The organism is Mesorhizobium sp. P2_B11 (genome assembly GCF_056404855.1).
The window spans coordinates 347,962-361,764 of record NZ_JBFUDF010000004.1 but is presented as its reverse complement, the minus strand read 5'-3'; the positions used below and the strand labels follow the sequence as shown (position 1 = coordinate 361,764).

The 13,803-nt window shown below is 64.1% G+C and carries 15 protein-coding genes; 10 read left to right on the top strand and 5 right to left on the bottom strand.

The annotated features are described in order from the left end of the window. Window positions 1-219: 219 nt before the first annotated feature. Window positions 220-1,209, top strand: coding sequence for a BMP family lipoprotein (locus tag AC1DYJ_RS15300; RefSeq protein WP_477286027.1), 990 nt, complete (start codon window positions 220-222; stop codon window positions 1,207-1,209). A 67-nt stretch (window positions 1,210-1,276) separates the two neighbouring features. Beyond that, on the top strand, window positions 1,277-1,738 hold the full coding sequence (locus AC1DYJ_RS15295) for a GNAT family N-acetyltransferase (RefSeq protein ID WP_477286029.1): 462 nt from the start codon (window positions 1,277-1,279) through the stop codon (window positions 1,736-1,738). Here AC1DYJ_RS15295 and AC1DYJ_RS15290 read toward each other — a convergent pair. After that, entirely contained in the window at window positions 1,733-2,128 is a 396-nt protein-coding gene (locus AC1DYJ_RS15290) for a hypothetical protein (RefSeq protein WP_477286030.1), read from the bottom strand. The genes AC1DYJ_RS15295 and AC1DYJ_RS15290 overlap by 6 nt on opposite strands. Before the next feature lie 13 nt (window positions 2,129-2,141). Then, on the bottom strand, window positions 2,142-2,351 hold the full coding sequence (locus AC1DYJ_RS15285) for a SlyX family protein (RefSeq protein ID WP_477286032.1): 210 nt from the start codon (window positions 2,349-2,351) through the stop codon (window positions 2,142-2,144). A gap of 214 nt (window positions 2,352-2,565) precedes the next feature. Here AC1DYJ_RS15285 and AC1DYJ_RS15280 point away from each other — a divergent pair, with 214 nt between their 5' ends. The 6 genes from AC1DYJ_RS15280 (at window position 2,566) to deoA (ending at window position 8,861) form a co-directional block, all read left to right on the top strand. Beyond that, window positions 2,566-4,098 carry an ABC transporter ATP-binding protein gene (locus AC1DYJ_RS15280; protein ID WP_477286034.1) on the top strand — a complete coding sequence of 511 codons (1,533 nt, stop codon included), beginning with the start codon at window positions 2,566-2,568 and terminating at the stop codon, window positions 4,096-4,098. After that, window positions 4,095-5,234 (top strand): ABC transporter permease, encoded by a 1,140-nt coding sequence (locus tag AC1DYJ_RS15275; RefSeq protein ID WP_477286036.1) that lies wholly within the window; start codon window positions 4,095-4,097, stop codon window positions 5,232-5,234. The genes AC1DYJ_RS15280 and AC1DYJ_RS15275 overlap by 4 nt, the downstream gene beginning before the upstream one ends. 1 nt (window position 5,235) lies before the next feature. Then, a complete protein-coding gene (locus AC1DYJ_RS15270; protein ID WP_477286038.1) occupies window positions 5,236-6,207 on the top strand; it encodes an ABC transporter permease in 972 nt (323 codons plus the stop codon). Between the two features lie 108 nt (window positions 6,208-6,315). After that, complete coding sequence (gene cdd / locus AC1DYJ_RS15265) at window positions 6,316-6,708, top strand: cytidine deaminase (RefSeq protein WP_181057375.1); 393 nt, start codon at window positions 6,316-6,318, stop codon at window positions 6,706-6,708. A gap of 12 nt (window positions 6,709-6,720) precedes the next feature. Continuing rightward, the gene (locus tag AC1DYJ_RS15260) at window positions 6,721-7,542 is read left to right on the top strand and encodes a purine-nucleoside phosphorylase (RefSeq protein WP_477286040.1); all 822 of its coding nucleotides are present in this window, start codon (window positions 6,721-6,723) and stop codon (window positions 7,540-7,542) included. Beyond that, complete coding sequence (deoA, locus tag AC1DYJ_RS15255) at window positions 7,542-8,861, top strand: thymidine phosphorylase (RefSeq protein WP_477286042.1); 1,320 nt, start codon at window positions 7,542-7,544, stop codon at window positions 8,859-8,861. Before AC1DYJ_RS15260 ends, deoA begins: the two co-directional genes overlap by 1 nt. 12 nt (window positions 8,862-8,873) lie before the next feature. On the opposite strand, the gene AC1DYJ_RS15250 is transcribed toward deoA, so the two are convergent. The 3 genes from AC1DYJ_RS15250 to AC1DYJ_RS15240 form a co-directional block, all read right to left on the bottom strand. Further along, the gene (locus AC1DYJ_RS15250) at window positions 8,874-9,437 is read right to left on the bottom strand and encodes a TIGR02281 family clan AA aspartic protease (RefSeq protein ID WP_477286044.1); all 564 of its coding nucleotides are present in this window, start codon (window positions 9,435-9,437) and stop codon (window positions 8,874-8,876) included. A gap of 130 nt (window positions 9,438-9,567) precedes the next feature. Continuing rightward, complete coding sequence (upp, locus tag AC1DYJ_RS15245) at window positions 9,568-10,197, bottom strand: uracil phosphoribosyltransferase (RefSeq protein ID WP_095084682.1); 630 nt, start codon at window positions 10,195-10,197, stop codon at window positions 9,568-9,570. A gap of 113 nt (window positions 10,198-10,310) precedes the next feature. After that, a complete protein-coding gene (locus AC1DYJ_RS15240; protein WP_477286046.1) occupies window positions 10,311-11,285 on the bottom strand; it encodes an adenosine deaminase in 975 nt (324 codons plus the stop codon). Window positions 11,286-11,420: 135 nt separating this feature from the next. On the opposite strand from AC1DYJ_RS15240, the gene ubiE reads away from it, so the two are divergent. Together ubiE and ubiB are read left to right on the top strand one after the other, a co-directional pair. Continuing rightward, entirely contained in the window at window positions 11,421-12,197 is a 777-nt protein-coding gene (gene ubiE / locus AC1DYJ_RS15235; protein WP_477286048.1) for a bifunctional demethylmenaquinone methyltransferase/2-methoxy-6-polyprenyl-1,4-benzoquinol methylase UbiE, read from the top strand. A gap of 31 nt (window positions 12,198-12,228) precedes the next feature. Further along, on the top strand, window positions 12,229-13,803 hold the full coding sequence (gene ubiB / locus AC1DYJ_RS15230) for a 2-polyprenylphenol 6-hydroxylase (RefSeq protein WP_477426142.1): 1,575 nt from the start codon (window positions 12,229-12,231) through the stop codon (window positions 13,801-13,803).

Sequence of the window (13,803 nt, the reverse complement as noted above, 5' to 3'; positions counted from 1 at the left end):
GGACTTGCGACGGCAAGGCGGCTACCGTTCCACGGCTGTCACCGCCTTGGGCATGCTTTTCCAAAAGGTCAAAATTCCGCGTGAATTTTGTTTCGGGCCGTGCCAGATTGCCTGGAGCGGGAGGGGAGTACGCTCCTGGCTGATGTCGCATGCCTGCCGGAGAACCGGGCAGGCGGGCGGCGCGTAACGGAAAAGAATAACCGACAGGGTGTGGATCACATGAAACGTATCGTTCTCGGCCTCCTGGCCGCAACCGCAATGGTTCTTCCGGCTTTCGCCGCGGATGTCCAGCCGGCCATCCTCTACGATCTCGGCGGCAAGTTCGACAAATCCTTCAACGAGGCTGCCTATCACGGCGCCGAAAAGTTCAAGACGGAAACCGGCACCGCCTATGTCGAGTTCGAAGTGTCCAACGCCTCGCAGCGCGAGCAGGCGCTGCGCCGCTTCGCCGAGGACGGCCGCAACCCGATCGTGATGGCAGGCTTTGCCTGGGAAGATGCGCTGAAGGTGGTCGCGAAGGAATATCCCGACCTCAACTTCGCCATCATCGACGACGCCGTCGATATGCCGAACGTCCGCTCGCTCGTCTTCAAGGAGAACGAAGGCTCCTATCTCGTCGGCATCCTGGCGGCGATGGCCTCGAAGACCAAGAAGGTCTCCTTCATCGGCGGCATGGACATTCCGCTGATCCGCAAGTTCGAATGCGGCTATGTCGGCGGCGCCAAGTCTGCCGGCGCGACCGACGTCATCCAGAACATGACCGGTGACACGCCGGCGGCGTGGAACGATCCGGCCAAGGGCGGTGAGATCGCCAAGACGCAGATCGACCAGGGCTCCGACGTGGTCTACGCCGCGGCCGGCGGCACCGGCGTCGGCGTGCTGCAGGCGGCGGCGGATGCCGGCAAGCTCGGCATCGGCGTCGATTCCAACCAGAACGGCCTGCAGCCCGGCAAGGTGCTGACCTCGATGCTGAAGCGCGTCGACGTGGCCGTCTACACCGCCTTCATGGACGGCAAGAACGGCACCTTCAAAGGCGGCCTGCAAAATCTCGGCCTCAAGGAAGGCGGCGTCGACTACGCCATGGACGACAACAACAAGGCGCTGGTCACCGACGAGATGAAGGCGGCGGTCGAAAAGGCCAAGGCCGACATCATCGCCGGCACGATCCAGGTGCACGACTACACCGCCGACAACGCCTGCCCGTATTGATCGGCAAGAATTCGCTTACAAACCGCCGGGTGAAAGCCCGGCGGTTTTGTTTTGGGGGGCAGTTGTGATGCCGACCACAATCGAAGCCATGGCGGAGCGCGACGTGGAGGCCGTCGCAAGGCTGCGGCTTGCCGCGTTCTTCGCGGGTACCAGACGAACTTTGGCGGAAGACGCAGCCGGGCTTCGCGAATTGCTGGCCAGCGACGGGTTCGAGGCCGCATTCGTTGCGCGAGACCAGGGCCTGCCAATCGGCAGTTGTCTGCTGGTCCGCAACGAGATCGATCCGGCGCACGATTTGACGCCATGGCTTGCCGGGCTGATCGTCGACCAAGACCATCGGGGGCGGGGTATCGGCACATCGCTGGTCAGGGCGGTCGAAGTCCATGCGGCATCGGCGGGCGTTGGCAGGCTCTATCTCTACACTTGGCAAGCGCGCCGCTTTTACGAAGCGCTCAACTGGGTGGAGGTGCAATCCTTCGAGCAGGATGGCGAACCAATGGCTCTGATGTCTCGCGAGCTCAGACTATAGCTGCCCCACGAGATATCCCAACGCAAACACCACGATCAGCGCAATGGCGATGACGGCGCCGCGACGGCCGCCGAGCGAATGCACGCCGACGCCATAGGGGCGGCGCTCCAGCTTGTTGATCACCGGTATCGGCCTCGCTTCGTCATGGCCGACCACACGCATTTGCGGCATTTCGGCGATGCGTTGCGAGATCAGTCGCCAGCGATCGCCATCGCCCGATGGCCGCCCCGTGCGATCGAAGACATGCATGCGCTCGGCCAGCCGCATCACCGTGTCGCGGAAGGCAGGGTCGATCTCCAGGTCGCGCTCGGCGCGCTCGCGCTCGCGGTCGTTCATCAGGCCAAGCACATAGTCGCCGGCACGGGCTACTCGATCGCTTTCACTGGCCATCCGCTTCTCCTTGCTACCAGTGCGGCGGTTTGGTTATCGGCACATCAGGCGACGACTGTTCCTCCAGCGCCATGAAGCGCTCGGCCAGCGCATCGAGCTTGCGCTGCATGCGTTCGATGACCTGCCATTGCTCGGCAATCTGGCCCGACAGTTCTTCGATGGTCTTTTCCTGTTCAGTGGCGCGGATTTCCAGCGTCGTCAGCCGGTCGGCAGGCATGATCATCGAGAAATTCCCCAGGTTCTGGCGCACGCAGCTGCACAATGCTGCGGCATTGAGCTTTGTATATTAGTGAATGTGAAGGTCTCAGGTCACGTTCGAAATTGACAATCGTACAGGGATTTGTCGAGAGTGTGCCTGCGCCGCCAATTGGCACGGGTGGGGCATCATGCTAGGCGTTTTGACCAAGCGATAAAAAAATAAGAGTGGGACAGGCTGCATGGCGCAAGCCGCAATCGAGCTGATCGGCATCAACAAGAGTTTTGGCGCCGTGCGCGCCAATCGCGACATCAACCTGGAGATCGCGCGCGGCACCATCCACGGCATCGTTGGCGAGAACGGCGCCGGCAAGTCGACGCTGATGTCGATCCTTTACGGCTTCTACCAGGCCGACAGCGGCGAGATCCGCGTCGGCGGCAAGCCGGCGTCGATCAAGACCTCCAATGACGCCATCGCGCTCGGTATCGGCATGGTGCACCAGCACTTCATGCTGGTCGACAATTTCACCGTGCTGGAAAACATCATCCTCGGCGCCGAAAGCGATGCGCTGTTGAAGAAGAGCATCGCCAAGGCGCGCTCCGAGCTGGAGCGCCTCGAACGCGAATACGGGCTGGAAGTCGATCCCGACGCCATCATCGAGGAACTGCCGGTCGGCCTGCAACAGCGCGTCGAAATCCTGAAGGCGCTTTATCGCGGCGCCGAAATCCTCATCCTCGACGAGCCGACGGGCGTGTTGACGCCGGCCGAGGCCGATCATCTGTTCCGCATCCTCAAGCAATTGAAGGACCAGGGAAAAACGGTGGTGCTGATCACCCACAAATTGCGCGAGATCATGGCCATCACCGACAATGTCTCGGTCATGCGCCAGGGCACGATGGTGGCGACGCGCGAAACCAACAAGACGACGGTGGGGGAACTGGCCGAGCTGATGGTCGGCCGGCGTGTGCTGCTGCGGGTCGAAAAGGGCGAGGCGGAAGCCGGCGCCGTCAAGCTCGCGGTCAAGAACCTGACGGTGAAGGATTCGCGCGGCGTCACCATGGTCGACGACATCTCGTTCGATATCAAAGCCGGCGAGATCGTCGGCATTGCCGGCGTGGCCGGCAACGGCCAATCCGAACTGCTGGAGGCGATCTCCGGCATCAGGCATGCCGTCTCCGGTTCGGTCATGCTCGACGGCAAGCCGATCGATCTTACCGGCAAGGCCGATCCCGGCGAATTGCGTGACCGGGGCTTGGCCCATGTGCCGGAGGACCGCCATCATGTCGGGCTGGTGCTGGCCTTCGAGGAGAACGAGAATTCCATCCTCGGCTATCATGACGACCCGCGCTATCTCAAAGGGCCGTTCCTCAACATCGATGCGATCATGGCCGACGCCAAGGACAAGATCGAGAAATACGATATCCGTCCCGGCAATCCGCGCCTGAAGACGGCGAATTTCTCCGGCGGCAACCAGCAGAAGATCGTGCTGGCGCGGGAAATGGAACAAGACCCGGGTGTTCTCATCGTCGGCCAGCCGACGCGCGGCGTCGATGTCGGCGCCATCGAATTCATCCACAAGCGGCTGATTGCCATGCGCGACCAGGGCAAGGCGGTGCTGGTGGTGTCGGTCGAACTCGACGAGATCCGCTCGCTGTCCGACCGCATCCTGGTGATGTTTGCCGGCCGCATCGTCGGCGAGCGCGGCCCCGAGGCGACCGAAGGCGAGCTTGGCCTCTTGATGGCCGGCGTCGAGCGCCAGGAGGCGGCGCAATGAGCACGCCTTACGCCAAATTGCCGGCATGGGCCGATTATGGGCTGATCCCGCTGATCAACCTGTCGGTCGCCTTCATCGTTGCCGGTTTCGTCGTCATGCTGGTGGGCGAGAACCCGTTCCGCGCCGCCGTCATCCTGGTCGAAGGCGCCTTCGGCAAAGGAACCGGCATTGCCTTCACCCTGTTTTATGCCACCACCTTCATCTTCACCGGCCTGTCGGTGGCGGTGGCCGCGCATTGCGGCTTGTTCAACATCGGCACCGAGGGCCAGGCCTATATTGCCGGCCTTGGCGTCGGCGTGGTGTGCCTGACCTTTGACAGTGTGCTGCCATGGTGGCTGACGTTTCCGCTGGCGATCGCCGCCGGGGCGGCCGTCGGCGCGCTGTGGGCGCTGATCCCCGCCTATCTGCAGGCCAAGCGCGGCTCGCACATCGTCATCACCACCATCATGTTCAACTTCATCGCCGCGTCGATCATGGTCTATCTCCTGGTCGGGCCGTTGAAGCCGGCGGCGTCGCAGGCGCCGCAAACGCGCAACTTCCTCGCCGGCGCAGAACTGCCCAAGCTCAACTGGATCATCGAATTGTTCGGCGCCAAGATCCGCTCGGCGCCCTTCAATATCTGCTTCCTGCTGGCGCTGGTCATGGCCTTCCTGGTCTGGCTGCTGATCTGGCGCACCAAGCTCGGCTATGAGATGCGCACCTATGGCCACAGCCCGAAAGCGGCGCGCTATGCCGGCATTTCGGAGACCCGCATCATCATCATCGCCATGATGATCTCGGGCGCGCTGGCCGGCATGATGACGCTCAACCCGGTGATGGGCGACCAGCACAATGTGGCGATCGATTTCGTCTCCGGCGCCGGTTTCGTCGGCATCGCCGTGGCGCTGATGGGCCGGCTGCATCCGGTCGGCATCGTGCTGGCGGCGATCCTGTTCGGCATGCTCTATCAGGGCGGCGCCGAACTTGCCTTCGAGATGCCGGCGATTTCCCGCGACATGATCGTCATCATCCAGGGCCTCGTCATCCTGTTCGCCGGTGCGCTGGAGCACATGTTCCGGCCCTATGTCCAGGCGCTGTTCGCCTCGTTCAGTCCAAGGTCGGTCGGCATTGAAGCGGTCAAAGGGAAGGGCGCCTGAGATGGATGTGTTCATCGCCATCGTGCAGATCCTCGACTCGACCATACGCCTGTCGGTGCCGCTGCTGCTCGCCTGCCTCGCCGGCCTCTATTCCGAGCGCGCGGGCGTCTTCGACATCGGGCTGGAAGGCAAGATGCTGGTCGGCGCCTTCGCCGGTGCGGCGGCAGCTTCGGTCTTCCATTCGGCCTTCCTCGGTCTCGGCATGGCGATCGTGATGTCGGTCGCCTTTGCCCTGGTGCACGGCTTTGCCTCGATCACCCATCGCGGCAACCAGATCGTCTCCGGCGTGGCAATCAACTTCGTCGCCGCAGGGTCGACCATCATTCTGGGCCAGGCCTGGTTCCAGCAAGGCGGGCGAACGCCGGCGCTGCAGCCGGGCGAGCGCTTCGAGGCCATCATTTTGCCGGGCGCCGACGCCATTCGCGACGTGCCGATCATCGGACCGATCTATGCCGAGCTTCTGTCCGGCCATTCGATCCTGGTCTATCTCGCTTTCGCCATGGTGCCGTTCACCTGGTGGGTGCTGTTTCGCACCCGCTTCGGTCTTCGCCTGCGCGCCGTCGGCGAGAACCCGGCCGCCGTCGATACCGCCGGCATTTCGGTCGCCTGGCTGCGCTACCGGGCGCTGATCTGCACCGGCATTCTGACTGGAATCGCCGGCGCCTATCTGTCGATGGTGCAGAATGGCGGCTTCGTGAAGGACATGACCGCGGGCAAGGGCTACATCGCACTGGCGGCGCTGATCTTTGCCAAATGGCGGCCGGTCAACGCCATGTTCGCCTGCCTTCTGTTCGGCTTCCTCGACGCGGCGGCGATCCGCCTGCAGGGCTCGCCGCTGCCGCTCATCGGCAAGGTGCCGGTGCAGTTCATGCAGGCGCTGCCCTATGTGCTGACCGTGATCCTGCTGGCCGGCTTCATCGGCAAGGCGATCCCGCCACGCGCCGGCGGCGTGCCCTATGTCAAGGAACGGTGATCCGCTAACGCTAGTCTGAGAACGCTGAGCCGAACCTCGGTGCTTGAAAGGCGCGGGGAAAACGCAAAGCGCCGGGTTTTGACCATGATCGTCGGAGAGAACGTCTAGATGTCGCATGATCTGTTCGAAGCCGCGCAGGAAGCCATGGCCAAGGCCTACGCGCCCTACTCCAAGTTTCCGGTGGGTGCGGCGTTGCGCACCGAGGACGGCCGTGTCTTCACCGGCGCCAACATCGAGGTCGCGTCCTATCCGGAGGGTTGGTGCGCCGAGACCACCGCGCTCGGCCACTACATCATGGGCGGCGGCGGCAAGATCGTGGAGATCGCCGTCATTGCCTCGCGCATGGCGAAGTGCTCGCCCTGCGGCGGCTGCCGGCAAAGGCTGGCGGAGTTCTGCCGGCCGGACACAAAACTCTACCTCTGCGACAATGGCGGCGTGGTCGAGACCGTGACTATGGGCGACATGCTGCCCTACGGCTTCCGTGGCGACATTTTGAAATGAAGATTGGCTGACATGAAAGAAGCTCTGGACCATCTTGTCGAGAAGCTGGACGGGCTGGCGCCAACCACGGCCATGGTGCTGGGCTCGGGACTTGGCGGGCTTGTCGACCAGGTCGAAAATGCCGTGCGCGTCTCCTACGCCGACCTGCCGGGTTTCCCCCGCAGCGGGGTCACCGGCCATGCCGGCGAAGTGGTGGCGGGACTTTTCGCCGGTACGCCGGTGCTGATGCTGTCGGGCCGCGCCCACTATTACGAGCACGGCGTTGCTGCCGCGATGCGGCCGGCGCTGGAAGTGCTCGCCGGCATCGGCATCACCAAGCTGATCCTGACCAACGCCGCCGGCTCGGTCGATCCCGACATGCCGCCGGGCTCGGTGATGATGATCACCGACCACATCAATTTCTCCGGCTCCAATCCGCTGATCGGCGAGCCGAGCGACCGACGCTTCGTCGGCCTGACCGAGGCCTATGACATCGGCTTGCGCGCGGCGATCGAACGCGCGGCGAAGGCGACCGGAACCAGGCTGCATCAGGGCGTCTATATGTGGTTTTCCGGCCCATGCTTCGAAACGCCGGCGGAAATCCGCATGGCCCGCATCATGGGCGCCAATGCGGTGGGCATGTCGACCGTGCCTGAAGTCATCCTCGCCCGTTTCTTGGGCCTGCGCGTTGCCGCCTGTTCGGTAATCACCAACCTTGCCGCCGGGATGACCGGGGCGGAGCTGTCGCATCAGGAGACCAAGGACATGGCGCCGATCGGCGGCGCGCGGCTGGCGACGATCCTTGCGCATGTGTTCCAGGACGGTCTTCCGGAGCCGAAGAGCGACGACGCCTGATGCTTCCGCAGGAAATCATCCGCCGCAAGCGCGACGGCCAGAAGCTGTCGGCGCAGGAGATAGCGGCCTTCGTCGCCGGCGTGACCTCGGGCAGCGTCACGGACGGCCAGGTCGGCGCCTTTGCCATGGCCGTGTTCTTCAACGGCATGAGCCGCGACGAAGCGGTGGCGCTGACGCTGGCGATGCGCGATTCCGGCGACGTGCTCGACTGGTCGGACCTGCCGGGTCCGGTCACCGACAAGCATTCGACCGGTGGCGTCGGCGACAATGTCTCGCTGATGCTGGCGCCGATCGTCGCCGCCTGCGGCGCCTACGTACCGATGATCTCGGGCAGGGGACTCGGACACACGGGCGGCACGCTGGACAAGATGGACGCCATCCCGGGCTATATCAGCCAGCCGGATATCGCGCGCTTCCGCAAGACGGTGCTGGAGACCGGCTGCGCCATCATCGGCCAGACCGCCGATCTGGCGCCCGCCGACCGCCGGCTCTATGCGATCCGCGATGTGACGGGGACGGTGGAATCGGTGCCGCTGATCACCGCCTCGATCCTGTCGAAGAAGCTCGCCGCCGGGCTGCAATCGCTGGTGCTGGACGTCAAGGTCGGCAATGGCGCCTTCATGGAGAAGTCGCGCGATGCGACTGCACTGGCCAACAGCCTGGTTGAGGTCGCCAATGGCGCCGGCCTGAAGGCCTCGGCGCTGGTCACCGGCATGAACGAGCCGCTGGCCTCGGCGGCCGGCAATGCGGTCGAGGTGCGCAACGCCGTCGACTTCCTCACCGGGCGGTTCCGCGACAAGCGGCTGGAGGATGTGACGCTGGCGCTGGCGGCAGAGATGCTGCAGTCGACGGGGTTGGTGTCGTCCCAGCAAGATGGTCTCAGGCGCGCCGCCGAGACGCTCGCGGGTGGCCGCGCGGCGGCCATTTTCGCACGCATGGTGGCCGCCCTTGGCGGCCCCGCAGATTTCGTCGAAAAGCCGGAGAAATACCTGCCCAAGGCGGCGGTGGAATTTGCCGTCAAGGCGCGCGGCAACGGCTTTGTCAGCGGGATCGCCACCCGCGATATCGGCCTTGCCGTGGTCGGGGTCGGCGGCGGGCGGACGCGGCCGGACGACCGGATCGATCATGGAGTAGGGATCACAAGGCTGCTGCCGCTCGGCGCCGAGGTGCGGTCCGGTGAGCCCTTGGCGCTGGTCCATGCCCGCACGCAAGCGGATGCCGAAGCGGCCGCAGCCACCATACTTGCGGCCTACACGGTTGGCGGATCCAAGCCGGCCGCCGACAAGACCGTCATCAGGCGTGTTTTGCCTCGAGGATAAAGCTGGAAGCGACTACTGCACGAGCAGCAAGGTGCCGTTTTCGACCTGGTATTTTGCCAGCCGCTGCAGAAAGCTCATGCCGATCAGGTTGGTTTGCAGCGCCCTGTCGTCGAGCACCACCGCCTGGATGTTGTCGACGCTGATCTTGCCGATCTGCAGGCGGTCGATGTTGACCACGGCTGCCCGGATCGCGCCGTTGGCGGTGTTGACCTGATGGCTGAAATCCGACGGGTTGAGCGAGATGCCGATGCGGCGTGCCGTCGAGGTGTTGATGGCGACCAAAGTGGCGCCGGTGTCGATCATGCCGTCGACCTGGCGGCCGTTGAGCTTGAAGGCGGAGGTGAAATGGCCGCGCTCGTCAGCCGCCACAATGACCTTGCGGCCGGTGGGCAGCGGTGCAGTCGGCTTGTCGGGAACCGAGGCGAGGTTCAGCTCGGGCTGCGGTTGCGGGGCTGGCTTGCTGGCAACGGCCGACTTCAGCAGGCCATCGAGGATCTGCGGATTCGACTGGTAGACGATCGGGATCGATGCCGATGTTCCGGCGAACACGCCCAGAATGATAAGCTTGCGCAGCATGAATGGACCTTCGTGAAGGCCCATTCTTGTCCGCACATGGTGTTTGCCGCTTTAACGCCGGAACGAAACCCGGGCTTTGCGTAAACGGGCGGTAAACGACGGCAATGTCAGCCGGCTTTGCCGGCCACCGTCATTTGGTCCCGTACATGCGGTCGCCGGCATCGCCGAGGCCGGGCATGATGTAGCCCTTCTCATTGAGCTGGCGGTCGATGGAGGCGGTGAAGACGGGCACATCCGGATGCGCCTTGGTGAAGCGCTCGATGCCTTCAGGCGCCGCCAGCAGGCAGAGGAAGCGGATGTTGGTGGCACCGCGCCCCTTCAGCTTGTCGATGGCTGCGATGGCCGAATTGGCGGTGGCCAGCATCGGGTCGACGACGATCACCAGTCGGTCGGCGAGATCGCTCGGCGCCTTGAAGAAATATTCCACCGCCTCCAGTGTCTCGTGGTCGCGGTAAAGGCCGATATGGGCAACGCGCGCCGCCGGCACCAGGTCGAGCAGGCCTTCGAGCAGGCCGTTGCCGGCGCGCAGCACCGAGGCGAAGACCAGCTTCTTGCCCTCAAGCGTCGGCGCCTCCATGGTCTCGATCGGCGTCTCGATGGTGGTCGTCGTCAGTTCGAGGTTGCGGGTGACCTCGTAGCCGAGCAGCAGCGAGATCTCGCGCAGCAGCCGCCGGAAGCCGGCGGTCGACGTCTCCTTCTTGCGCATGATGGTCAGCTTGTGCTGGACAAGCGGATGGTCGACGACGGTGACGCCCTGCATGGGTTGCTCCTGAATTTTTCGCTGCTTGGAACAACCCTAGCGACAATGCGCCGGCCAAGGAACCGCTTGGGCGTGACCGGCCACAGTTTTGTCGCCAGAAATCGGGGAAACGATCAGCGCGCGGCGCTGTTAAGCCGTGCCAGAAGCGCTGTCTTTGTCTTCCTGTCGACGAAAGCCGCCTCGATCGCCGTTTTGGTAACGGCGATCAGCGCCTTTTCGCTCATGGCGAAATGCTCGGCGGCGATGTCGTATTCGCGCTTCAGCGAGGTCCAGAAATAGGGCGGATCGTCGGAGTTCAGCGTCACCTTGCAGCCCGCTGCCTGCAAAGCGGGGAAGGGGTGGTCGGCGAAACTGTCGTAGACCTTGAGGGCGATGTTGGAGCCCGGGCAGCATTCGAGCACGATGCCCTCGTCGGCGATGCGCCTCACGAGATCGGGGTTTTCGATGGCGCGCACACCGTGGCCGATGCGCGACGGGCGGATGTGGTCGAGGGCTGCCTGCACCGTCTCCCAGCCGGTCAGTTCGCCGGCATGGATGGTGATGCCGAGGCCGGCTTCGCGGGCGATCTCGAAGGCCCTGACATAATCCTCCATCTCGCCCATGCGCTCGTCGCCGGCGACGCCGAAGCCGGTAACCAGCGGATTGCCGCAGCGCGCGGCAAAGCGCGCCGCCTGCTCGATCGATTCGACGCCGACATGGCGCACGCCGGTGACGATCATGCGGCCCTCAATGCCGGTCTTGGCCTTGGCGCGCAGCATGCCTTCGCCGAGCGCATCGGTGTAGGCCTTGGGCGACAGCCCGGCCCTGACGGCGTGATCGGGCGAGGTGAAGACTTCGGAATAGATGGCGCCGTCGCGGGCGAGGCTGGTCAGATAGTGGTCGGCGAGGCGGGCATAATCCTCTTCGGTGCGGAACAAATCGGCGGAAAAATCGTATGCGGCGAGGAACGAGGTGAAGTCGTGCCAGACGAACGAGCCGTTCTGGATATAGGGCGAGGTGTCCTTGCCGTATTTCTGCGCCTGGCGGATGACGAGCTCGGGCGCCGCTGCCCCTTCAATGTGGCAGTGCAGTTCTGCTTTCAAAGGCATTCAAACATCCCGTCTGTCAGTCCAGGTCTTCACAAACCCGCCACCTGGAAGCGCGGCTGAACACCGCGCCTTAAACAATAGCGCCCGCACCATCGATCGGCTATGGTCCCGCCGGTTTTATGACGGATCAAAATAATGTCAGTTGAGAGAACCACGGCCGCGGGCGGCATGGAAACCTCCTATGGTTTCAAGAGCGTAGGGCCAGGCGACAAGCAGCCCTTGGTCAACGACGTTTTCCACAAGGTGGCGAACCGCTACGACCTGATGAACGACCTGATGTCGGCCGGACTGCACCGGCTGTGGAAGGACGCCATGGTGACATGGCTCAATCCGCCGAAACGTCCAGGCTGGAAAGTGCTGGACGTGGCCGGCGGTACCGGCGACATCGCGTTTCGCATCGTCGACGCCAGCCATGGCAACGCGCATGCCACGGTGCTCGACATCAACGGCTCGATGCTCAGCGTCGGCCGCGACCGGGCCGAGAAGAAGGGCCTGTCCGCGAGCACCGATTTCGTCGAGGCCAATGCCGAAGAACTGCCTTTTGCCGACGGCACCTTCGACGCCTACACCATCGCGTTCGGCATCCGCAACGTGCCGCGCATCGATGTCGCGCTGACTGAAGCCTTCCGCGTGCTGAAGCCCGGTGGGCGCTTTTTGTGCCTGGAGTTTTCCGAGGTCGAAATGCCGCTGCTCGACAAGGTCTATGAAGCCTGGTCGTTCAACGCCATCCCGCAGATCGGCAAGATGGTCACCGGCGACGGCGAGCCCTATTCCTATCTGGTCGAGTCGATCCGCAAATTTCCAAACCAGCAGAATTTTGCCGCCATGATCACCCGCGCCGGCTTCGAGCGGGTCTCGTTCCGCAACTATTCCGGCGGCATTGCCGCCCTGCATTCGGGCTGGAAGCTTTGAGGCAGGCCGATTTGAAGAAGCAGGCTCGGGCATGAGCAGCGTCGGCGCCGCCTTTCGGCTCGCACGGGCCGGCTGGGTGCTGGTCCGCGAGGGCGTGATCGCGGCACTTCCGGGTGACGAACTCACCGGCCTGCCGAAATTTGGCTGGCGCATGGCCAGGCTGTTCACCCGCCGCCGCGCGCTCGCCTATGAGCGCAGCGACCGCCTGGCCAAGGCGGTGGTCCGGCTCGGGCCCTCCTACGTCAAGCTTGGCCAATTCCTGGCGACGCGGCCCGATGTCGTCGGCAACGACATGGCGCTCGACCTCGCCATGCTGCAGGACAAGATGCACACCTTTCCGCAGGCGGAAGCGGTGGCGGCGATCGAAGGCTCGCTCGGGCGCAAGATCGGTGAGCTCTATACGCAGTTCGGCGATCCCGTCGCGGCGGCTTCCATCGCCCAGGTTCATCCTGCGCAAGCCATCCATGATGGCGTCGACACCAAGGTGGCGGTGAAGGTGATCCGGCCGGGCGTGCGCCGCCGCTTCTTCCAGGATCTCGAAAGCTATTTCCTCGCCGCCCGCCTGCAGGAAAGATACATCCCGTCATCGCGCCGGCTGCGGCCGGTCGAGGTGACCGAGACGCTGGCACAGACCACCAAGGTCGAGATGGATCTAAGGCTCGAGGCGGCAGCGCTTTCGGAGCTCGGCGAGAACACCAAGGACGATCCGGGCTTCCGCGTGCCGTCGGTCGACTGGGAGCGCACCGGCCGCGACGTGCTGACCATGGAATGGGTCGATGGCGTCAAGATGAACGATCTGGCCGGTCTTGCGGCGGCCGGTCACGATCTCAAGGCGATCGCCACCAATCTGATCCAGTCGTTCCTGCGCCACACGCTGCGCGACGGCTTTTTCCATGCCGACATGCATCCGGGCAATCTGTTCGTCGAGGCCAACGGCGATATCGTCGCTGTCGATCTCGGCATTGCCGGGCGGCTCGGCAAGAAGGAGCGCCGGTTCCTCGCCGAAATCCTCTACGGCTTCATCACCCGCGACTATCTGCGCGTCGCCGAAGTGCATTTCGAGGCCGGCTATGTGCCGCGCCAGCATAATGTCGCGGCCTTCGCGCAAGCCATCCGCGCCATTGGCGAGCCGATCCACGGCCAGCCGGCCGAGACCATCTCGATGGCCAAGCTGTTGACGTTGCTGTTCGAGGTCACGGAACTGTTCGACATGGCGACGCGGCCCGAACTGATCCTGCTGCAGAAGACCATGGTGGTGGTCGAAGGTGTGGCCCGCACGCTCGACCCGGCCTTCAACATGTGGAAGACGGCCGAGCCGGTGGTGGGCCAGTGGATCGCCGGCAATCTCGGCCCGAGCGGCCTGCTGATGGACGCGCGCGACGGCGCCAAGGCGCTGCTGGCGCTCGCCCGCCAGGCCTCAGACTTTGTCGCCCGCACCGAGCGGCTGTCGCGCGAGATCGACCTGATGGCCGAGCACGGCCTGCGCTTCGACGAGGCGACATCGCGTGCCATCGGCAAGGCCGAAGCCCGCTACACCCGCTCCGGCCGGATCGCCCTGTGGGTGATCGCGCTGACGCTGGTTTATATCGCCTGGAAAATCTTGTGA